The organism is Mesorhizobium sp. ES1-4, assembly GCF_020164745.1.
Classification (GTDB): domain Bacteria; phylum Pseudomonadota; class Alphaproteobacteria; order Rhizobiales; family Rhizobiaceae; genus Mesorhizobium.
Genome location: NZ_JAIUGV010000006.1, coordinates 104,507 through 124,884 on the forward strand (window position 1 = coordinate 104,507; position 20,378 = coordinate 124,884).

The 20,378-nt window shown below is 62.8% G+C and carries 18 protein-coding genes and 1 other RNA gene; 10 read left to right on the plus strand and 9 right to left on the minus strand.

The features are described 5' to 3' along the window. Positions 1 to 7: 7 nt before the first annotated feature. The 6 genes from LB556_RS13200 to LB556_RS13225 all read right to left on the minus strand — a co-directional run bounded on the left by LB556_RS13200 (position 8) and on the right by LB556_RS13225 (position 8,489). The gene (locus LB556_RS13200; protein ID WP_224567683.1) at positions 8 to 1,639 is read right to left on the minus strand and encodes an ABC transporter ATP-binding protein; all 1,632 of its coding nucleotides are present in this window, start codon (positions 1,637 to 1,639) and stop codon (positions 8 to 10) included. Further along, a complete protein-coding gene (locus LB556_RS13205) occupies positions 1,636 to 2,781 on the minus strand; it encodes an ABC transporter permease (RefSeq protein ID WP_224567685.1) in 1,146 nt (381 codons plus the stop codon). Before LB556_RS13205 ends, LB556_RS13200 begins: the two co-directional genes overlap by 4 nt. Then, complete coding sequence (locus LB556_RS13210) at positions 2,781 to 3,875, minus strand: microcin C ABC transporter permease YejB (RefSeq protein WP_224567687.1); 1,095 nt, start codon at positions 3,873 to 3,875, stop codon at positions 2,781 to 2,783. The genes LB556_RS13205 and LB556_RS13210 overlap by 1 nt, the downstream gene beginning before the upstream one ends. 30 nt (positions 3,876 to 3,905) lie before the next feature. Then, on the minus strand, positions 3,906 to 5,774 hold the full coding sequence (locus LB556_RS13215) for an extracellular solute-binding protein (protein WP_224567689.1): 1,869 nt from the start codon (positions 5,772 to 5,774) through the stop codon (positions 3,906 to 3,908). Next, positions 5,774 to 7,651, minus strand: coding sequence for an extracellular solute-binding protein (locus tag LB556_RS13220; protein ID WP_224567691.1), 1,878 nt, complete (start codon positions 7,649 to 7,651; stop codon positions 5,774 to 5,776). Before LB556_RS13220 ends, LB556_RS13215 begins: the two co-directional genes overlap by 1 nt. A 169-nt stretch (positions 7,652 to 7,820) precedes the next feature. Continuing rightward, a complete protein-coding gene (locus LB556_RS13225) occupies positions 7,821 to 8,489 on the minus strand; it encodes a c-type cytochrome (RefSeq protein WP_224567692.1) in 669 nt (222 codons plus the stop codon). Between the two features lie 192 nt (positions 8,490 to 8,681). Here LB556_RS13225 and LB556_RS13230 point away from each other — a divergent pair, with 192 nt between their 5' ends. Together LB556_RS13230 and LB556_RS13235 are read left to right on the plus strand one after the other, a co-directional pair. Continuing rightward, positions 8,682 to 9,410: a 3-deoxy-manno-octulosonate cytidylyltransferase gene (locus LB556_RS13230; RefSeq protein ID WP_224567694.1), complete on the plus strand. Its 729-nt coding sequence runs from the start codon at positions 8,682 to 8,684 to the stop codon at positions 9,408 to 9,410. Between the two features lie 9 nt (positions 9,411 to 9,419). Then, on the plus strand, positions 9,420 to 10,283 hold the full coding sequence (locus tag LB556_RS13235) for a prephenate dehydratase (protein WP_224567696.1): 864 nt from the start codon (positions 9,420 to 9,422) through the stop codon (positions 10,281 to 10,283). Position 10,284: 1 nt separating this feature from the next. On the opposite strand, the gene LB556_RS13240 is transcribed toward LB556_RS13235, so the two are convergent. The 3 genes from LB556_RS13240 to LB556_RS13250 are packed head-to-tail and all read right to left on the minus strand — an operon-like array spanning position 10,285 to position 12,028. Next, the gene (locus LB556_RS13240) at positions 10,285 to 10,584 is read right to left on the minus strand and encodes a Dabb family protein (protein WP_224567698.1); all 300 of its coding nucleotides are present in this window, start codon (positions 10,582 to 10,584) and stop codon (positions 10,285 to 10,287) included. Positions 10,585 to 10,611: 27 nt separating this feature from the next. Next, a complete protein-coding gene (gene nudC, locus LB556_RS13245) occupies positions 10,612 to 11,556 on the minus strand; it encodes an NAD(+) diphosphatase (RefSeq protein ID WP_224567700.1) in 945 nt (314 codons plus the stop codon). Between the two features lie 52 nt (positions 11,557 to 11,608). After that, on the minus strand, positions 11,609 to 12,028 hold the full coding sequence (locus LB556_RS13250; protein ID WP_224567702.1) for an HIT family protein: 420 nt from the start codon (positions 12,026 to 12,028) through the stop codon (positions 11,609 to 11,611). A 144-nt stretch (positions 12,029 to 12,172) separates the two neighbouring features. On the opposite strand from LB556_RS13250, the gene ffs reads away from it, so the two are divergent. The 8 genes from ffs to LB556_RS13290 all read left to right on the plus strand — a co-directional run bounded on the left by ffs (position 12,173) and on the right by LB556_RS13290 (position 20,374). Then, positions 12,173 to 12,269, plus strand: an RNA gene (ffs, locus tag LB556_RS13255) — signal recognition particle sRNA small type. A 104-nt stretch (positions 12,270 to 12,373) separates the two neighbouring features. Next, on the plus strand, positions 12,374 to 14,194 hold the full coding sequence (locus tag LB556_RS13260) for a DNA polymerase III subunit gamma/tau (protein ID WP_224567704.1): 1,821 nt from the start codon (positions 12,374 to 12,376) through the stop codon (positions 14,192 to 14,194). Between the two features lie 31 nt (positions 14,195 to 14,225). Next, entirely contained in the window at positions 14,226 to 14,549 is a 324-nt protein-coding gene (locus LB556_RS13265) for a YbaB/EbfC family nucleoid-associated protein (RefSeq protein WP_224567706.1), read from the plus strand. A gap of 169 nt (positions 14,550 to 14,718) precedes the next feature. Beyond that, entirely contained in the window at positions 14,719 to 15,123 is a 405-nt protein-coding gene (locus LB556_RS13270) for a hypothetical protein (RefSeq protein WP_224567707.1), read from the plus strand. A gap of 254 nt (positions 15,124 to 15,377) precedes the next feature. Continuing rightward, positions 15,378 to 16,370, plus strand: a complete 993-nt coding sequence (locus LB556_RS13275; RefSeq protein ID WP_224567709.1) for a cell wall hydrolase — start codon at positions 15,378 to 15,380, stop codon at positions 16,368 to 16,370. 180 nt (positions 16,371 to 16,550) lie between these two features. Next, positions 16,551 to 17,156 (plus strand): recombination mediator RecR, encoded by a 606-nt coding sequence (recR, locus tag LB556_RS13280; RefSeq protein ID WP_224567711.1) that lies wholly within the window; start codon positions 16,551 to 16,553, stop codon positions 17,154 to 17,156. Between the two features lie 73 nt (positions 17,157 to 17,229). Then, positions 17,230 to 18,459 (plus strand): lytic murein transglycosylase, encoded by a 1,230-nt coding sequence (locus LB556_RS13285; protein ID WP_224567713.1) that lies wholly within the window; start codon positions 17,230 to 17,232, stop codon positions 18,457 to 18,459. A gap of 271 nt (positions 18,460 to 18,730) precedes the next feature. Next, positions 18,731 to 20,374 carry an ABC transporter substrate-binding protein gene (locus LB556_RS13290; protein ID WP_224567715.1) on the plus strand — a complete coding sequence of 548 codons (1,644 nt, stop codon included), beginning with the start codon at positions 18,731 to 18,733 and terminating at the stop codon, positions 20,372 to 20,374. The last annotated feature ends 4 nt before the right edge of the window (positions 20,375 to 20,378 follow it).

Genomic DNA, 20,378 nt, shown 5'->3' on the forward strand with positions numbered 1-20,378 from the left:
ATGCGGATTATTCGCTGACCACGCCCGTCGGCGCGGTCTCGATCTTGAACGCGGCCGACATCAGCGCCCGGGTATAATCGGTGCGCGGATTTCCAAAAATCTGTTCGGAAGGGCCGGCTTCGACGATCTGGCCGTTACGCATGACGATGACATCGTTGGCCAGCGCCCGGACGACCTTCAGGTCATGGCTGATGAAGAGGTAGGCAAGGTCGTGCTTGGCCTGCAGATTGCGCAGGAGATCGACGACCTGCGCCTGCACGCTCATGTCGAGCGCCGATGTCGGCTCGTCCAGCATGACGAAGCGCGGGTTGAGCACCATGGCGCGCGCGATGGCGACACGCTGGCGCTGGCCACCGGAAAATTCGTGCGGATAGCGGTTGCGGGTCGTGGGGTCGAGGCCGACCTCCTTCAGCACGGCGGCCACCTTGTCGTCGCGCTCGTCGGGCGACAATTTCGGCTCGTGAACCTTCAGCCCTTCCTCGATGATCTCGGCGATCGACATGCGCGGGCTGAGCGAGCCGAACGGATCCTGGAAGACGATCTGCAGTTCGCGCCTGAGCGGCCGCATGGCGTTGAAGGTGAGCTGGTTGATGTCGCGGCCGTTGAACTGGATGGTTCCGGTCGACGAGATCATGCGTGCCAGTGCCAGGCCGAGCGTCGTCTTGCCCGAACCGGATTCGCCGACCACGCCCAGCGTCTGGCCGGCGCGCACGGTGACATCGATGCCGTCGACCGCTTTCACATGATCGACGACGCGCCGGAAGAAGCCCTGCTTGATCGGGAACCAGACCTTGATGTCCTTGCCGGTCATGACAGGCTTGGCGCCGGCATTGGCGGCCGGCGGCTTGCCTTTCGGCTCGGCGGCAAGCAGATGGCGTGTATAGGGGTGCTGCGGACTGGCGAAGATGTCCCCGGTCGCCCCGGTCTCGACGATCTTGCCCTTGGTCATCACGCAGACCCGGTCGGCGATCTTGCGCACGATGCCGAGGTCGTGGGTGATGAACAGCATCGACATGCCCTTGCGGCTCTTGAGGCCGGCGAGCAGTTCAAGGATCTGCGCCTGCACGGTGACGTCGAGCGCCGTGGTCGGCTCGTCGGCGATCAACAGTTCCGGCTCGTTGGCGAGCGCCATGGCGATCATGACGCGTTGGCGCTGGCCGCCCGAAAGCTGGTGCGGATAGGCATCGAGCCGCTTTTGCGGATCGCGGATACCGACTTCGTTGAGCAGCGCGAGCGTGCGCGCCTTGGCCGGGCGGTCGCCCATGCCCTGATGCAGCTTCAGGATTTCGACGATCTGGTGCTCGATCGTGTGCAGCGGATTGAGCGAAGTCATCGGCTCCTGGAAGATCATGGTGATCTTGTTGCCGCGCACCTGCCGCAACTGCTTTTCGCTCATGGCCAAGAGGTCGGCGCCCTGGAACAGGATCTTGCCCGACGGATGGCTGGCCGAGGGATAGGGCAGCAGCTTCAGCACCGACAGCGCCGAGACCGATTTGCCGGAGCCGGATTCGCCGACCAGCGCCACCGTCTCGCCCTTGGCGATGTCGAACGAGATATGGTCGACGGCGACGGACTGGCCGCCGCCCTGGCTGAAGGCGACACTGAGGTTCTGGACGCTGAGCAAGGGGACTTCGCTCATTTGAACGTCTTGCGCGGATCGAAGGCGTCGCGTGTCGCCTCGCCGACAAAGACCAGCAACGACAGCATCAGCGAGATGACGACAAAGCCCGATATGCCGAGCCACGGCGCGTTGAGGTTTCGCTGCGCCTGCTTGAGCAGTTCGCCGAGCGAGGCCGAACCCGGCGGCAGGCCGAAGCCGAGATAGTCGAGCGAGGTCAGGGTCGATATCGAGCCCGAGAGCAGGAATGGCAGGAAGGTCAACGTCGCCACCATGGCGTTGGGCAGCAGATGCCGGAACATGATGGTGCGGTTGGGCACGCCGAGCGCGCGCGCCGCGTTGACATATTCGAAGTTGCGGGCGCGCAGGAACTCCGCCCGCACCACGCCGACCAGCGCCACCCAGGAAAACAACAGCATCAGGCCGAGCAGGATGAAGAAGCCCGGCGGCAGGATGGCGGCGACGATCAGCAGCAGGTAGAGCACGGGAATGGCCGACCAGATTTCGATGAAGCGCTGGAACAGGAGATCGGTCCAGCCGCCGAAATAGCCCTGCACGGCCCCGGCGCCGACGCCGATCAAGGCCGAGCCGGCGGTCAGGATCAGGCCGAACAGCACCGAAATGCGGAAGCCGTAGATGACGCGCGCCAGCACGTCGCGCGCCTGGTCGTCCGTGCCGAGCCAGTTCCAGTTGCCGACGATGCAGGCCGGATCGTCCGCTCCTTGCGGATACTGGTTGCAGCGCGTCTTGGCATCATATTCCCAGGACGGCTTGGCGGGGGCGGCTTCGGGAATGGCGTTGTTGACGGTCTGGTAGGAATAGCGGATCGGCGGCCAGATCATCCAGCCATGGGCGTTGATCTCGTCCTGGATCACCGGGTCGCGATAGTCGGTGACGGCATAGAAGCCGCCGAATTTTTCTTCCGGGTAGGCGACGAGCACCGGAAACAGGATCTCGCCCTTGTAGGAGGCGATGACCGGCTTGTCGTTGGCGATGAATTCGGCAAACAGCGATAGAACGAACAGGACGAGGAAAATCCACAAAGACCAGAAGCCGCGCTTGTTGGCCTTGAAATTCTGCAGGCGGCGCTTGTTGAGCGGCGACAGAAACGGCCGTGGGATACGCACCGGTACCACACCGGCGGTAACGCTTGCCTCCGACATCAGACGTCTCTCCGCTCGAAATCGATGCGCGGATCGACCCATGTGTACATCAGGTCGGACAAGAGCCCGATGAACAGGCCGAGAAGCGAAAAGATGTAAAGATTGGCGAACACCACGGGATAGTCGCGCTCGACGACGGACCGGAAGCCGAGCAGGCCGAGCCCGTCGAGTGAAAAGATGTTTTCTATCAGCAGCGACCCGGTGAAGAAGGCCGAAATGAAGGCGCCCGGGAAGCCGGCGATGACGATCAGCATGGCGTTGCGGAAGACGTGACCGTAAAGCACTTGCCGCTCCGACAGGCCCTTGGCGCGCGCCGTCACCACGTACTGCTTGCGGATCTCTTCGAGGAAGGAGTTCTTGGTCAAGAGCGTCGTCGTGGCGAAGGCCGACAGCACCAGTGCGGTCAGCGGCAGGGTCATGTGCCAGGCATAGTCGGCGATCTTGGCCGGCCACGACAACTGGTCCCAATTGTCGGAAACGATGCCACGCAGCGGAAACCAGTCCCAGAACGAGCCGCCGGCAAACAGCACCATCAAAAGGATGCCGAACAGGAACCCCGGAATGGCATAGCCGACGATGACGACGCCGCTGGTCCAGACGTCGAAGGGGGTCCCGTCCTTGACCGCCTTGCGGATGCCGAGCGGGATCGAGATCAGGTACGACAGGAGCGTGATCCAGAGCCCGATCGAAATCGAAACGGGCATCTTTTCCAGGATCAGGTCGAGCACAGAAATGTCGCGGAAATAGCTGTTGCCGAAATCGAACCTGGCGTAATTCCAAAGCATCATGCCGAAGCGTTCGAGCGGCGGCTTGTCGAAGCCGAACTGCTTTTCCAGCTTCTTGATGAATTCCGGGTCGAGCCCTTGGGCACCGCGATATTTCGAGCCGACATCGCTGGCCGCATCGAAATTGGAGCCGCCCGCATCACCGCCGCCACCGCCGAGGCGGTCGCTGCCGCCCTGGTTGGTCAGCTTGGCGATGACCTGCTCGACCGGGCCGCCCGGCGCGAACTGGATCACGGCGAAGGAGATCGCCATGATGCCCAACAGGGTCGGGATCATCAAAAGGATGCGGCGCAGTATATAGGCGCCCATCAGGCTTTCTGCCCCGGTAGGACGAACATCTCAGCCTTTGCCAATCTTTGCCGCCTTGCCCTTGTCGACCCACCACAGCGCCTCGACCGGAAAGCCGAAATTGGGCTTTTGCTCGGGAAAGCCGAACATGTCCCAATAGGCGCTTCGATGATTCGCCAGAAACCAACTTGGAATCCAATCGAGCCGTGCGCGCAAGACCCGGTCGAGCGCCCGCATCGCGACCGTAAGGTTTTCACGATCTTTTGCCGCGCCCACCGCGTCGATCAAGCTGTCGATGGCAGGATCCGAGACGCCCGGCAAGTTGCGCGAGCCGGGGATGTTGGCGGTGCTGGAATGGAAGAAAACTTCGAGGTCGTCGCGCGTCGGCGTCGCCGAAAACGAGAAGGCGGCTGACAGCAGATCGAAATCGAACGTTGCCTGCCTGGATTGGTACTGCGCCGAATCCACCAGCCGGATCGTGGCGTCGATGCCGATCGCCTTCATGTTCGCGACCCAGGGCGAGTAGATCTGGACGAAGGTATCGTCGTCGACCATGAACTCAGCCGAAAGCCTGCCGCCCTTGTCGTTCACGACGAGGTCGCCCGACCGCTTCCAACCGGCGGCGGACAGAAGCTTTGCCGCCTGCCCAAGCAGCTTGCGGTCGCGGCCGGAGCCGTCGGATGCGGGCAGCGTCACTGCTGTGCCGAAGACTTCAGGCGGAAGATGGTCGCGCAGCGGCTCCAACAGAGCCAGTTCCTGCGGCGAAGGTAGCCCTTCGGCGCGAAAATCCGATTTCTCGAAGCAGGACTGCGAGCGCTCGTAGGAGCCGTAGAAGAAGTTGCGCCGCGTCCATTCGAAATCGAAACAGAGCGCGATCGCCTGGCGCACACGCGGGTCGCGAAACTGTTCGCGCCGCTGGTTGACCGCAGTGGCCTGCATCGTCGGCCGCGTTTCGGCCGGGAATTCGTTCTTGATCACCTTACCGGAGGTGAAAGCCGGAAAATTGTAGCTGGTCGCCCATATGCGTGAGACGGATTCTTCGCGATATAGGATCTCGCCTTTCTTGAACGCTTCGAAGGCGGCCATGCGGTTCTGATAGAACTCGATACGGATAATTTCGAAATTGTTCTGGCCGCGATTGACCGGAAGGTCGCGGCCCCAATAGTCCGCCACGCGGTCGTACTCGATCGATGCCCCGGCCGAGAAGCGGCCGACCTTGTAGGCGCCGGAGCCGAGCGGCGGGTTCAGTTGCGAAGAATCGAACGGATTGGCCGTGTAGAATGCTTTCGACAGGATCGGAAATTCCACGATGTTGAGCACGGTGCGCGCCGACTGCTTGCCGGAAAACGTCAGCCGCAGCGTGTGGTCGTCCACGGCAACGGCGTCGACGAGATGGGTCAGCGACAGCGACAGGTCGGGATGGCCCTTCTCCTTGTAGAGCTTGAAGGTGAAGGCCGCGTCCTGCGCCGTCAGCGGCGTTCCGTCATGGAAACGCGCCTCGGGGCGAAGCGAGAAGGTGAAGCCATTGCGGTCGTCCGACAGCGTCACACCGTCGGCGATCTGGCCATAGACCGCGTCGGGCTCGTCAAGCGCCCTCACCATCAGCGCGTCGAAACACATCTCCATGCGCGGCGGGGCGTCGCCCTTGTTGGCGAAGGAGTTCAGCGTGTTGAAGGTTTGGGTGTCCTGGTTGTAGGCCCAATTCGGCGGCGAGAAATTGAAGATGCCGCCCTTGGGCGCGTCGACATTGACGTAGTCGAAATGCGTGAAATCAGGTTTGTATTTGAGGTCGCCGAAGGCCGAGAGGCCGTGCAGTTCGACGCCGGCAGCGATATCGGCGAAGGCGCGACCCGGCAACAACGCGGCGGCAAAGGCAGCCATGCCGAGCGTCAGGAAATCGCGGCGCGGGAGAGCCGCCATCAATTGCCGCCCTTGTATTTGGCCGCCAGCGCCTTTTCCTTGTCGAGGTCGATCCACCAGGAGTCGATGTCGGCGCCGACATAGGCGGGCTGCTTGTCGGGGAACTTGAACTTGTTCCAATAGGCCAGCCAGACCGCGGAACGGTAATATTGCGGCACCACGTAGAAGTTCCACAAAAGGACACGGTCGAGCGCGTGCGTGGCGGCGACGAGATCGTCGCGATCGGTGGCAAAGATGACGCGATCGACCAAAGCGTCGACGACCGGATCCTTGATGCCCATAAGGTTGCGCGAACCGGGTGAATCGGCCGCCTTCGAACTCCAGAAATCGCGCTGCTCGTTGCCGGGCGAATCCGACTGGCCGAACAGGCCCGTGACGACATCGAAATCGAAGTTGTTGACGCGGTTGATGTATTGCGTCTGGTCGATGATGCGCAGCGAGGCGTCGACACCGATCTTGCGCAGATTGGCGATGTAGGGACTGGCGATCACCTGATCGGTATCGTTCCAGCCGAGGATTTCGAACTTGAACGGCGCGCCTGTCTTGGCGTTGACCATCTTACCGCCCTTGATGACCCATCCGGCCTTGGCGAAGAGGTCGACAGCCTGCTTCAGGTATTTTCGCTCCGCCTGCGGCGAATCGTAGACGGGCAGCTTGAATTCCTGGGTGAAGAGTTCGGGCGGCAGCTTGTCGCGGTATTTTTCAAGAATCTCCAGCTCCTTGCCCTGCGGCAATCCTCTGGACGCCAGCTCGGTTCCCTGGAAATAGCTCGATGTGCGGGTATTGAAGCCGAAGAACAGGGTGCGATTCATGCTTTCGAAATCGAACGGCATGGTCAGCGCCTCACGCACCAGCCGGTCCTGAAACTGCGGCCGCCGCTGGTTGAGAACGAAGCCCTGCATCGGCTGCGGCGACTGGGTCTGGAAGTCCCTCTTGATGACATCACCGGCTTGGACAGCTGGAAAATTGTAGGCCGTCGCCCATTTGCGCGAGCTGTATTCGCGGTGGATGTCTTCCAGCCCACCCTTGGTGAAGGCCAGCCAGGCGGCGTTGTCGTCGAGGATGTAGGTATAGCGACGCGTATCGAAATTCTCGCGGCCGACCTTCACCGGCAGTTTGGCGGCCCAATAGTCCGGCACGCGCTGCCAGACGATTTCGGAGCCCGGCTTGAAGCTGGCGATCCTGTAAGCCGCCGAGCCGAGTGGAATCTCCAGCGTCGACTTGGTGATGTCGCGCTTCTTGCCGTTGGCATCGGTCCCCTCCCACCAGTGCTTCGGCAGCACGGCAAGGTCGCCCATGATCTTGGGCAGTTCGCGGTTGCCCTTCTGGTTGAAATGGAACTCGACCTCGTGGTCGGAGACCGCCACGGCGTCGGTGACGTTCTCGAAATAGCGGTTGTATTGCGGGCTGTTCGCCTTCAACACCTGGAAAGACCAGATAACGTCGTCGACGGTGATCGGCTGGCCGTCATGCCATTTGGCGCGCGGATCGAGCCGGTAGGTCGCCGAGGAGTAGTCGGCGGGATATTTGTAGGCATCCGCGATCAACGGATGACTGGTGCTGCCTTCGTCGGTCGCCTGCTCCATCAGCGTGTCGTAGAGCAAGCCGCCGCCGAAACCGACCAGGCCCGCCGCCGGCGTTCCCTGGACGATGTAGGGGTTGAAACTGTCGAAGGTGCCGAGCACCACCGAATTGAGCGTGCCGCCTTTCGGCGCGTTCGGATTGACGTAGTCGTAGTGCTGGAAATTGTCGCCGTATTTGGATTCGCCGATCAGCGATGAGGTTGTGCGCCACTCGTCGGCCAGGGTCGTCTGCAACCCCGCCGCCAGCAGGGTCGCCGCCAACATCGACCTCAGAAGCATTCGGCCAACCGTCATGCACCATCCTCTTCGCGATACGTGCCAGATCATCCAGAAGCGGTGATCCTAGATGATTTGGCGCTCGTGAAAACCGCGAAGGCCCGGCTTTGTCGCCGCACCACGCGTTTTCTCGACAAAAAAGCCGGGCTGAACCCGGCTTTTTCAAGATCGTCGCGATATAATCTGATTATTTGGCGGGTGCCGGAGCAGCGGGAGCTGGTGCTGCCGGAGCGGCACCGTCAGCCGGCTTTGCCGGCGCGGCCCCATCGGCCGGCTTGGCGGGCGCGGAGGCGTCCGCCGCGGCACCCGGTGCCGGCAGCGGCTTGGGATTGTCCGACAGCGTGCGCAGATAGGCGATGACGTTGGCGCGGTCTTCTTCCTTCGGCAGGCCGGCAAAGCCCATCGCCGTGCCCTTTACGAATTTCTTCGGCGAGGTGATGAAGTGGTTGATGTTGTCGTAGGTCCACTTCTCGGTGCCGCCCTTGGAGAATTCCTTCATGCCGGCCGAATAGGCGAAGCCTTCATGCTCGGCGACCGGGCGGTCGACGATGTCCCAGAGATCGGGGCCGACCTTGTTGGGTCCGCCCTTTTCGCCGGAATGGCAGGCCTGGCACTTCTTGAAGATGGCCGCGCCCTTTTCGGCGCTGGCGCTGGCCAGGAGGTCGGCGATCGGCTTTTCAGCCGCTGCCGGAGCGGCGGCGCCACCTTCGGTGGGCTCCGCGGCCTCGATGGCGAAGCCAGGCTTTTCCGGGGCCGGCGAGGCAAACAGCGCGTCCGACACCAGCCCGACCGAGAAAACGACGAAAACGGTTCCGAGCAATCCGGCGAGCAGCTTGTTGACTTCGTTGGAATCCATACGCCCCTTGCTCCCTTTTCCGGCGGACTGATCCGTCCACTCCGTCCGTCGGTATCGACACCAGCCTCCAGAGCCGGTCAAATCGGGCGGAAACTAGGTCTTTTGCTCCGGCGTTGCAACACCTATAAGGGCGCTGCCAGTGAGACCTTTTGCCACTTTTCCCCTCCTCTTTTCGAACGCCCTGCCAGACCGATGTCCACCTTGATCCTGATACCGGCCCGCATGGCCTCGACGCGCCTGCCGGGCAAGCCGCTGGCCGATATATCCGGCGCCCCGATGATCGTCCACGTCGCGCGCCGCGCGGCCGAAGCCGGCCTCGGCCGGGTGGTGGTGGCGACCGACACGCAGCGCGTGGCCGAAGCGGTGCGCGCGCACGGTTTCGAGGCCGTCATGACGCGCATCGATCATGAATCGGGCTCCGACCGCATCCACGAGGCGCTGGTCGCGCTTGACCCCCAGGGCGGGGTCGAAACGATCGTCAACGTGCAGGGCGACCTGCCGACCATCGATCCCGCCATCATCGCCGCCTCGCTCAGGCCATTCGAGGACGCCGCGGTGGATATAGCCACGCTCGGCGTCGAGATCGTCCGCGAGGAGGAAAAGACCAATCCGAACGTCGTCAAGATCGTCGGGTCGCCGCTCTCCGGCACGCGGTTGCGGGCACTTTACTTCACCCGCGCCACGGCACCTTGGGGCGAGGGACCGCTTTATCACCATGTCGGCCTCTACGCCTATCGCCGCGCCGCGCTCGAGCGTTTCGTCGCGCTGAAGCCGTCGCCGCTGGAGCGCCGCGAGCGGCTGGAGCAACTGCGGGCGCTGGAAGCCGGCATGCGCATCGACGCCGAGATCGTCCAGTCGCTGCCGCTTGGCGTCGACACGCCGCATGACCTGGAACGTGCCAGGGAAATCCTTTCAAACTGAGACATCAGCATGCCTGAAAAGACCAACAGAATATCCTTCCAGGGCGAGCCGGGCGCCAATTCCGACACCGCCTGCCGCAACGTCTATCCCTCGATGGAGCCGTTGCCGTGCCCGACCTTCGAGGATGCGTTCAACGCGGTCGAGACCGGCAAGGCCGATCTCGCCATGATCCCGATCGAAAACACCATCGCCGGACGCGTCGCCGACATCCATCATCTCTTGCCGGAATCGAGGATGCACATTGTCGGCGAATATTTCCTGCCGATCCATTTTCAGCTGATGGTGCTGCCTGGCGTCAGGCGCGAAGAGATCAAGACCGTGCACACCCACATCCACGCGCTCGGCCAATGCCGCAAATACATCCGCAAGAACGGCTGGAAGGGAGTGGTCGCGGGGGATACGGCGGGCGCCGCCAAAATGGTCTCCGAGGTCAGGGACCGCACCATGGCCGCGCTGTCGCCGGCGTTGGCCGCGACGCTCTATGGGCTCGACATCATCGAGGAGAACGTCGAGGACACCGACAGCAACGTCACCCGCTTCGTCGTCCTGACCAAGACCAGGCAATGGGCGGAGCGCCCGGCGCCGGACGTCAAGATGATGACGACCTTCATCTTCCGCGTGCGCAACGTGCCGGCCGCGCTTTACAAGGCCATGGGCGGCTTCGCCACCAACGGCATCAACATGACCAAGCTCGAGAGCTACCAACTGGGCGCCTTCACCGCGACGCTCTTCTACGCCGACATCGAGGGCCACCCCGACGATCCGCTGGTCAAGCTGGCGCTGGACGAGCTTCGCTTCTTCTCGCGCGAAGTCCGGATCCTGGGCGTCTATCCGGCCAGCGAGTCGCGGGAGCAGTGGAAGGTGGCGGATTGAGCTACCAGCCCAACGGCACGTAGTCGATTTCCATGAAGGTTTCGACCTCCGGCACCCAACGGTCGCGCACGAAGGCGACATGGTCGGGATGGTCGTTGTACCTGGTGTAGGCTGCCTGGTCGGCGAACTCCATCGAGAAGCCGAACTGATAGTCGTTCTTGGGGCTGACCTGCCGCAATTGCTCGAAATGGGTAACCCCCCGGATCGCCGAGAGGACTTTGCGGGCGTCGACGAGAAATCGCTTTTCCTCCAGCGAGTGCGGCGGGTGCTTCAGCGTGAAGACGACGGTGTGACGGATCATTTGTCTCTCCTGCAATGACTTCGATATTCACTGTTCGCTGTCGACCCAGGCGCGGATGAGGTGGTGCGCGATGGCCGCCTTCGGCGGCGTGACCAGCTTGTCAGGGTGCGTATGCTCCAGCATCAGCAGCACCTCGTCGCGCAAGAACCAGCGGCAGTCCTCCAATTCGTTGAGATCGGCCTGGATGTCTTCGTTGAGCGGCTCGCCGAAGCATCCGATCATCAGCGAATAGGGGAACGGCCAGGGCTGGCTGGCATGGTAGACGACGCGGCCGAGCCGGATGCCCGCCTCCTCCAGCGTTTCGCGGCGCACCGCCGCCTCGATCGTCTCGCCCGGCTCGATGAAGCCGGCAAGCGCCGAATACATGCCCGGCGCGAAGTGCCGGCCTCGCCCGAGAAGGCATTTCTCCCGCGTCGCCGTCAGCATGATCGCCACCGGGTCGGTCCGCGGAAAATGCTCGGCGCCGCAATTGGGGCAGTGGCGTTTGTAGCCACCCGCCCGCATCTGCGATTCGGCGCCACATTTGCTGCAGAAGCGGTGGCTCGCGTGCCAGGCGAGCAGGGCCGCCCCTTGCGCCATCGCGCCGGCGGCGGCCTCGTCGATCAGTCCCTGCATGTAGACCGAGCGGTAATCGATCGCCTTGACGGTTTCGGGCAACTGTTCGGCATCGATGCCCGCCGGCACCGCCAACACCGGCCCCTGTTCGGAAAACCCGAGCAAGACACCCTGGCTGAAGGAAGGACTGAAGGGCTCGCTCTCGGCGACGCGGTACCAGGGGTCGAAACCGCCATCGGCGATCTTTAGCTGGAGCCGGCCGCCATTCATCAGCAGCAGCCTTGTTGTCGGATCGGCCAGCGCCTTGTCGACAGAATCGTCGGCGCGGTTCTCGGATTGCCGGTCGATCGTATTGCCGGCAAAGCCGACGAACTGGCTCGGCTCGCGCAGGGGCGCGTCAAACAGGCGGAAGCTCATATGGACTCTGGCACTTTGGGATGGACATGCTTGGAATGGATACAGGGAAGGCTTATAGCGCCGCCCTTATCGTTTCGGCAAACCGGCGCAGGTCGGAGCGGTGATAGGGCTCGCGCAGGCCATGCCCCCATACCGGGCCGGGCCAGCCGGGATCGCCCTCGGACCTGGCGACGATATGGATATGCAGTTGGCGCACGATGTTGCCGAGCGCGCCGGTGTTGATCTTGGTGCAGCCGCTCACCTTCTTCAGCGCCAGCGCCACCATATTGGTTTCAAAGGTCAGCATCGCCTGGTCGAGCGGCGTCATGTCGTGGATCTCTTCCGCGCCCGGCCGCTGCGGCACCAGCAGCAGCCATGGCCAGCGGCGGTCGTTCATCATCCGCAATTCGCACAGCCCAAGCCACATCAATTGCTCGCTGTCAGCCTCCAGCCGGGCATCCAGCGTGAATCCGGCCTTCAGGCCCGGCAGCATCGGCGTTTCCTAGCTTTTCTTGGTTTACTCAAACTCATGAACGCTAAAGCGGCTGCATCGGGCCTGCAAGCGAATCTCGTGTTTCGCGGTGCCGATTTGCCTGCGCACTTGCATTTCGTCGCGTAATTGCCGATATGGACTGCGGGAGGTTGGTGGTGGACGATCCACTCGCCAACCGGGTCAGGTCCGGAAGGAAGCAGCCCTAACGAGCCCGGAACGGGTCATTGTTCCAGCCTCCCACCTCATCGGCCCTCCTCGCGACATTGACGACGCATTGCAGCGCGGGCGAGACTATGCGCGGGAATCGGCGCCTTCGGGCGCGGCATTTTGGAGCTTAACGGGCGAATGAGCGAAGCCGGAAATTCGGGGGGCGATAGCCTGGCGACAGGCAAGGCCGCTGCCTACCGCGTGCTGGCGCGCAAGTACCGTCCGTCGAATTTCTCCGAGCTGGTCGGCCAGGAGCCGATGGTGCGCACCCTCACCAACGCCTTCGCCACCGGCCGCATCGCCCAGGCCTGGATGCTGACCGGGGTGCGCGGCGTCGGCAAGACCACGACGGCGCGCATCCTGGCGCGGGCCTTGAATTATAAAACCGCCACCGTTGACCAGCCCTCGGTCGATCTCGCCGTGCTCGGCGAGCATTGCCAGGCGATCATGGAAGGCCGCCATGTCGACGTCATCGAGATGGACGCCGCCTCGCACACCGGCATCGACGACATCAGGGACATCATCGAACGCGTGCGCTACGCACCGGTCTCGGCGCGCTACAAGGTCTATATCATCGACGAAGTGCATATGCTGTCCACGCAGGCCTTCAACGGCCTGCTGAAGACGCTGGAAGAACCGCCGCCGCACGTCAAATTCATCTTCGCCACCACCGAGATCCGCAAGGTTCCGATCACCGTCCTGTCGCGCTGCCAGCGTTTCGATTTGAGGCGGATCGATGCCGGGGCGCTGGTCTCCCATCTTTCCTCGATCGCCGCCAAGGAAGGCATTTCGGTCGACGACGACGCGCTGGCCATGATCGCGCGCGCAGCGGAAGGTTCCGCCCGCGATTCGCTCTCCATTCTCGACCAGGCGATCGCCCATGGCGCCGGTTCGGTCGGCGCCGAGGCCGTGCGCGCCATGCTCGGCCTGGCCGACCGCGCCCGCATCGTCGACCTGTTCGAATATGTGATGAAGGGTGACGTGGCGGCAGCACTTGGTGAATTCCGCGCGCAATACGATACCGGCGCCGACCCGGCCGCCGTTCTCACCGATCTTGCCGAGTTCAACCATCTCGTCACGCGGCTGCGCTTCGTGCCGACCGCCATGGACGATGCCTCGCTGTCGCAGGACGAGCGTCAGCGCGGCGCCGAGTTCGCCAGAGCGCTGTCGGTGCGCGTGCTGTCGCGGACCTGGCAGATGCTGCTCAAGGGCATTCCCGAGGTGCAGTCTTCCAGCCGGCCGGTCAGTGCCGCCGAAATGGTGCTGATCCGGCTGGCGCACGCCGCCGACCTGCCGACATTGGACGAGGCGCTGAGATCGCTGGAGAGCGGCGCCTCGGCGACTGGCGCCGCGCCGCGCCCGAACGGCGCGCCCGTGAACCCCGGCAATGGCGGCAATGGCACCAGCGCGGTGGCGCAGACACGCATGCCTGGCGGGCCGGGCGGCGCGCAGACCATGCGGCTGGTGGAGGCCACGCCTGCTCCGGCCGCCTTCGTGGCGCCCCCGCAACCGGCGCCGGAGACGCAAGCCGTACCGCTGAAATCGCTGGCCGACATCGTTGCCCTTGCCGACGCACAGCGCGACATCGCCTTCAAGGTGCTGGTCAAGCGCTGCATCCGTCTCGTGCGCATCGAGCCTGGCCGCATCGACGTCAGCCTGACCGATGATGCGCCCAAGATGCTGCTCAACGAGCTGACGACCAAACTGCGCGCCTGGACCGGCCGCAACTGGCTGGTGTCGCTGTCGAAGGAAGAGGGCGGCCAGACGCTGGCCGAAATGGAATCGACGAAGCGTGAAAACGCCTTCCTCGATGCCAGGAGCGACCCGACCGTGGCCGCCATTCTGGCCCGCTTCCCCGGCGCCAAGATCATCGATGTGCGCATTCCCGACACGCCGGACGCCGAAACGAGCGAGGCCGAAATGCCGGTAGAGCCGCCGGCCGATGACGACGAACCCTGATATCCAGCACTAACCCGCAAAGGATCGGACCATGAAAGATCTTCTCGGCCTGATGGGCAAAGCGAAGGAAATGCAGGCCAAATTCCAGGCCATGCAGGACGAAATCGCCACGGTCGAAGCCGGCGGTCAGGCCGGCGGCGGCCTGGTCAGCGTCACGCTGAGCGGAAAGTTCGACATGAAGTCGCTGAAGATCGATCCGTCCTTGTTCAAGGAAGACGAGGTCGAAATCCTCGAGGATTTGATCCTTGCCGCGCACAATGACGCCAAGGCCAAGGTCGAACAGATCATGCAGGAAAAGACCAAGGCGCTGACCGCTGGCCTGCCCATCCCGCCGGGAATGAAACTGCCTTTCTGATGCATGCCGCCTTAGAGCAATTCCAGGAAAAGTGCGTAGCGGTTTTCCGTCCGGAATTGCAAAAACAAAGGGTTAGAGCGGTTCAGCGATTCCACCAAACACTGAATCGCTCTAAGCTGCGCGGCGGTTCCGGGGCAACGATATGCACAGAAGCTGAGACCGCTCGCCCATGATCGTCGAGCCGTCCGAAAGACTGATCGAGCAGCGTATCCGCAACAGGATCTACGAGATTCTGGAAATCCTCGCCGATTGCGATGCAGGTGTCGATCTCGTCGGCATCAAGGGCTACTTCAATCTCTTCGAGGATTTCGTGCATCGGCCTTCGATCGAGGCCGGCACCTCGGCGCTTTCGAAGGACGAACGCGCCATCGTGCTGGAAATCGCCGAATTCCTGGAGGCGGCCTCCGAGACCAATCCTGATTTTACCAAGGCCGAGTTCATCGACAGCGACTGGCCTGGCAAGATCGCGCCGGCGGCCCGGAAGGCGCGGGCGCTGTTTCTCACGCGAGGCCTGTTTTCAGAGAAGGTCGAAGAAGTCGAACCCGGCCAGCCGGCCGCAATCGCCGCCGGGTGATAGGCTGTTCCAGCAAAGCTTGGCGCCGGTTTTTCCGGGAAAAGCGCATGGCGTTACCCAGGGGAATTGCGGCGAAACGAAGAGAGAGCGGTCACCATCCGTGTGAAACGACGGCTCGATCTGTCTGGAAAGCCTCGATTTTGTGTCAATTCGGCAACAGTGCGCGGCTAATAACGTTTTGGCCATCATTTTGCCCGAAAGTGTCTCATTCTTGCCGCGGCCTGGGGCGGGCATTGAAGTGAGAGGGTTACCTGTTGATCGCCACGCGATGGAAGACGCCGCTGTTGCTCGGCGTCGTCACGTCTCCCCTTTTCCTGGCCGCCTGCAGCCAGACCACCTCGCACGGCATGTCGGTCGCCAGCCTGACCGACGCCATCACGCCGAGTTTCCTGAGTTCGCGCGCCTACAGCCACACGCCGAAGGACAGGGAATGCCTGGAAAGGGCGATGTTCTTCGAATCCAACCGGTCGAGCCGCGACGGCATGATCGCCGTCGGCACGGTGGTGATGAACCGGCTGCGCTCGGGCAACCATGGCAGCACCATCTGCCAGGTGGTGGGTGAGCCGGGGCAATTCGCGCCTGGCGTCATGACCAGGCCGATGAATTCGCGCGCAATGCCCGATGTCGAGGAGGCGGCCGACGCCGTGCTCAAGGGCGAGCGGAAGGCCAAGCTCAAGAACACGATGTATTTCCACACTGCCGGTCTGCGCTTCCCCTACAAGAACATGCACTACACCATGGTTGCCGGCGGCAATGCCTTCTACGAAAAGCGCGGCCGCGACTGGCAGCCGCTGCCGGATGAGCCGATGGTTGCCTCCGCCGAGCCGCCCGCCGCACTGCCTGGGGTGGCCGCGACCCGTGTAGCATCCGTCGAGACGGCGCGCCCGGCCAAGGCATCCGTTCGCAACGCTCCGCCGCAACAGGTCTACATGACCGCCGCCGCCGAACCGGCGGCCAGGCCGGCACCCGCCCGCATTGCCCCCGCGCAGCAGACCTATCTGACCGCATCCGTGGCGCCGACGGCAAAGTCCGCAAGGGTTTCGGCGAAGCCGATCGAAATTGCCATGCAGGAGCCGATGGAAGAGCCGGACGCCGCCCGCTTTGGCGGAGTCTTGAACGCGACGGTCATCAGTTCGGTCCAGGGTGAGCCGCAAGAGGCGGCGATGGGCTTCCAGTCGACGCCCGAGAATACCGACGCCATCGGCGCGATGATCGTCAGCCAGGGCCGACCGCTCGAAGCCAACTGAATTCCTTCGCATGGCAGCATGGCGAGCCTGCGTCGATCGGGGGTGTTTGAAAGCGCCCTGAAAAATCCTGGGTCGGATCACCATTTTCCGGAAACGATGAACCGATCAGACTGTTGTTTGACGCAATTCCGGACGGAAAACCGCTTCGCACTTTTCCTGGAATTGCACTAGATCAGAGCGATGTCCAAGCGAATCGCCGGTCCCGAGATCGAACGCCTGATCCAACTCCTGGCCAAGGTGCCGGGGCTTGGGCCCCGTTCGGCCAGGCGCGCTGCCCTGCACCTGATCAAAAAGAAGGAACAGTTGCTGTCGCCGCTCGCTAGCGCCATGGGCGAGGCCGCCGACAAGGTGCGCATCTGCTCCACCTGCGGCAATGTCGACACGTCGGACCCGTGCATGATCTGCACGGATCCACGCCGCGATGCCGCCACCCTGATCATCGTCGAGGACGTGTCGGATCTCTGGGCGCTGGAGCGGGCGGCAGCGATGAATGTGCGCTACCACGTGCTCGGCGGCACGCTGTCGCCGCTGGATGGCATCGGCCCCGACCAGCTCAACATCCGCTCGCTTATCGACCGGATCGCCGGCGGCGAGGTCAAGGAGGTCATCCTCGCCGTCAACGCGACGGTCGAGGGCCAGACCACCGCGCACTACCTCACCGATCAGATCTCCGGCTTCGAAGTCAAGATAACGCGGCTGGCGCACGGCGTGCCGGTCGGCGGTGAACTCGACTATCTCGACGAAGGCACGCTGGCCGCCGCGCTGCGCTCGCGGACGGCGTTTTGAGGGGACGGGGTTTGTGACGGATTCTTCTTCTGACGCGATTGCACTGCGTGTGAAGGAACGCAAGCATCGAACATTGACTCTCCTTCCCCTCTTTGCAGCTTTCGTTCTTTTCCTCCTCACCCTTCCCACCCGCGCAGCCCCCATCGATGACCAGTTCCAGGCATGGCTGCAGAACGACCTCTGGCCCGAGGCCAAGGCCAAAGGCATTTCAAGGAAAACCTTCGACGCCGCCTTCATCGGCGTGAAACCGAACCTGAAACTCCCTGACCTCGTCATGCCCGGTGAGAAGCCGGCGACGCCCCAGAAGCAGCATCAGGCCGAGTTCGGTCCGCCCGGCGCCTATTTCGCCGAGAAGATCATCGGCGCCGTCACCTCCGGCGGTCGGGCTCGAAAGAGCGCCAACGCCCGAGTGCTGGGGCTGATCGAGAAACGCTACGGCGTGCCGGGCGAGATCGTGCTGGCCATATGGGGCCGCGAAACCGGTTTCGGTGCGGCGAAGATGCCCTACGACGCCTTCGAGGTGCTGGGCACCAAGGCGTTCATGTCGACGAAAAAGGATTTCTTCCGCACCGAACTGCTGGCGGCGCTGGAGATCGTCGAGCGCGGGCTGGCCCCGGTCGGCGCGATGAAGTCGTCCTGGGCCGGTGCGCTCGGCCAGCCGCAGTTCATGCCGACCTCTTTCCTCAAGCATGCCGTCGATTTCGACGGCGACGGCCGCGCCGACATCTGGAATTCGACCCCTGACGTGCTGGCCTCGATCGCCAATTACCTCGCTCACCATGGCTGGGTGCGGGGCCGCGGCTGGGGCTTCGAGGTGACCGTGCCTGAGAGCGTCTCCTGTTCGCTGGAAGGCCCGGATCAGGGCAAAAAGATTTCGCAATGGGCCGCGATGGGCATCAAGCGAGTCGGCGGCAAATCGTTCCCGACAAGCGAGCTGAAGGCGGAAGGCTTCCTGCTGATGCCGGCCGGACGCAGCGGCCCAGCCTTCATCGCGACCCCCAATTTGTACGTGCTGAAGGAATACAACACCAGCGACCTCTACGCGCTGTTCATCGGTCATGGCGCCGACCGCATCGCCAACGGCGATCAGAATTTTTCCGGTAGCTGGGGCCAGGTCGGCGATCTCCACCGCTCCGACATCGCCGCCCTGCAGCGGGCCTTGGAAACCAAGGGCTACGATGTTGGCAGCGCCGACGGCCTGCCTGGTTTCAAGACCCGCCGCTCGATCGGCAAGTGGCAGGAAAAGAACGGCCTCCCGGCGACCTGCTTTCCCGATGCCGGTCTCGTCGCCGCGCTGAAATAGCTTCAAAATCGACCCGGCTCTAAGAAAATGCCTGGCGCTCTGCGGCGTCGATTGGCCGGCACAGGCGTGGATGCGCCGCAGTGCATTCTGATCCGCTCATGCTGTCTCACAAATCCTCGTTGCCGGTCCCGGGGGCGCCGGATATGGTGTTGACCAACTGGACAAAAACCACGACGGTAGCGTTCAAGGGCTTCGTCAGACCCCGAAAAGAACACCGCAATCCTGAGCCGGGAACTCAGGTCCACAAACAACAAAACAGGGAACAATCATCATGATGATGGAAAAGCTTGCTCTACGATCCCGCATCCTGCTTGCGGGCGCCGCCATGTCGGCGCTGCTTCTGGCCGGAGCGCCGGCTGGCGCAGTGACGCCCGCCGACACGCTTGTCGAAGGTTTTGCCATCGACGACATCATCTCGATGGATCCGGGCGAGGCGTTCGAACTGTCGACCGCCGAAGTCACCGGCAACACCTATGACCTTCTTGTCCGCCTCGACCTCAGCGACACTTCCAAGGTCAAGCCCGATCTCGCCGAAAGCTGGACCGTCTCCGACGATGGCCTGACCTATACGTTCAAGCTCAAGCCGGGCCTGAAATTCGCCTCCGGCAACCCGATCACCGCCGCCGACGTCGCCTATTCGTTCGAGCGCGCCGTCAAGCTGGACAAGAGCCCGGCCTTCATCATCGACCAGTTCGGCATCAGCGGCGACAACGTCACCGAGAAGGCCAAGGCGGTCGACGACACCACCTTCCAGTTCATCGTCGACAAGGCTTACGCGCCAAGTTTCGTCCTGAACTGCCTGTCGGCTACCGTCGCATCGGTCGTCGATAGCAAGCTGGTCAAGGAGCACGTCGTCAAGGCAGCGCCCACCGCCGATTACAAATGGGATAACGACTTCGGCAACGCCTGGCTGAAAACAGGCTATGCCGGCTCGGGCGCCTACAAGCTGCGCGAGTGGCGTGCCAACGAAGCCGTCGTCATGGAGCGCAACGATAATTATCATGGCGAGAAGGCCAAGCTCGCTCGCGTCATCTACCGCAACATGAAGGAAAGCTCGGCGCAACGCCTGGCACTTGAAGCCGGGGATATCGACGTAGCCCGCAACCTCGAGCCGAACGACCTCGACGCCATCGCCAAGAACGCCGATCTCACCACCACCAGCGCACCGAAGGGCACGGTCTACTACATCAGCCTCAACCAGAAGAACCCGAACCTCGCCAAACCCGAAGTCCGTCAGGCCTTCAAATACCTTGTCGACTATGATGCTTTGAGCACGACTATCCTCAAGGGCATCGGCGAAATCCATCAGTCGTTCTTGCCCAAGGGCGACCTCGGAGCCATGGACGACAATCCCTTCAAGCTCGACGTTGCCAAGGCCAAGGAACTGCTGGCCAAGGCCGGCCTGCCGGATGGCTTCAGCGTCACCATGGACGTACGCACCGGCCAGCCGACCACGGGCATGGCGGAATCGATCCAGCAGACGCTCGGACAGGCAGGCATCAAGCTGGAGATCATTCCAGGCGACGGCAAGCAGACGCTGACCAAGTACCGCGCCCGCAACCACGACATCTATATCGGCAATTGGGGACAGGATTATTTCGATCCGAACTCCAACGCCCAGACCTTCGCCTCGAATCCGGATAATTCCGATGCCGGCAAGTCGCACACACTCGCCTGGCGCAATAGCTGGGACATTCCGGAGTTGACCAAGGAGACGGAAGCGGCACTCCTGGAGAAGGATACGGCCAAGCGCGCTGATATGTACAAGGATCTGCAGCAGAAGGTCCTCGACACCAGCCCCTTCGTCATCATCCATCAGCAGTTGGAAGTGGCCGGGCTACGCAAGAACCTCAAGGACTTCAAGCTCGGCCCGAGCTTCGATACCAACTTCGTCGGCCCGGTCTCGAAAGAGTAACGCC

Coding starts and splice junctions, on each gene's coding strand:
- LB556_RS13200 (WP_224567683.1), bottom strand. CDS start 1,639: ATGAGCGAAGTCCCCTTGCTCAGCGTCCAGAACCTCAGTGTCGCCTTC.
- LB556_RS13205 (WP_224567685.1), bottom strand. CDS start 2,781: ATGTCGGAGGCAAGCGTTACCGCCGGTGTGGTACCGGTGCGTATCCCA.
- LB556_RS13210 (WP_224567687.1), bottom strand. CDS start 3,875: ATGGGCGCCTATATACTGCGCCGCATCCTTTTGATGATCCCGACCCTG.
- LB556_RS13215 (WP_224567689.1), bottom strand. CDS start 5,774: ATGGCGGCTCTCCCGCGCCGCGATTTCCTGACGCTCGGCATGGCTGCC.
- LB556_RS13220 (WP_224567691.1), bottom strand. CDS start 7,651: ATGACGGTTGGCCGAATGCTTCTGAGGTCGATGTTGGCGGCGACCCTG.
- LB556_RS13225 (WP_224567692.1), bottom strand. CDS start 8,489: ATGGATTCCAACGAAGTCAACAAGCTGCTCGCCGGATTGCTCGGAACC.
- LB556_RS13230 (WP_224567694.1), top strand. CDS start 8,682: ATGTCCACCTTGATCCTGATACCGGCCCGCATGGCCTCGACGCGCCTG.
- LB556_RS13235 (WP_224567696.1), top strand. CDS start 9,420: ATGCCTGAAAAGACCAACAGAATATCCTTCCAGGGCGAGCCGGGCGCC.
- LB556_RS13240 (WP_224567698.1), bottom strand. CDS start 10,584: ATGATCCGTCACACCGTCGTCTTCACGCTGAAGCACCCGCCGCACTCG.
- nudC (WP_224567700.1), bottom strand. CDS start 11,556: ATGAGCTTCCGCCTGTTTGACGCGCCCCTGCGCGAGCCGAGCCAGTTC.
- LB556_RS13250 (WP_224567702.1), bottom strand. CDS start 12,028: ATGCTGCCGGGCCTGAAGGCCGGATTCACGCTGGATGCCCGGCTGGAG.
- LB556_RS13260 (WP_224567704.1), top strand. CDS start 12,374: ATGAGCGAAGCCGGAAATTCGGGGGGCGATAGCCTGGCGACAGGCAAG.
- LB556_RS13265 (WP_224567706.1), top strand. CDS start 14,226: ATGAAAGATCTTCTCGGCCTGATGGGCAAAGCGAAGGAAATGCAGGCC.
- LB556_RS13270 (WP_224567707.1), top strand. CDS start 14,719: ATGATCGTCGAGCCGTCCGAAAGACTGATCGAGCAGCGTATCCGCAAC.
- recR (WP_224567711.1), top strand. CDS start 16,551: ATGTCCAAGCGAATCGCCGGTCCCGAGATCGAACGCCTGATCCAACTC.
- LB556_RS13290 (WP_224567715.1), top strand. CDS start 18,731: ATGATGATGGAAAAGCTTGCTCTACGATCCCGCATCCTGCTTGCGGGC.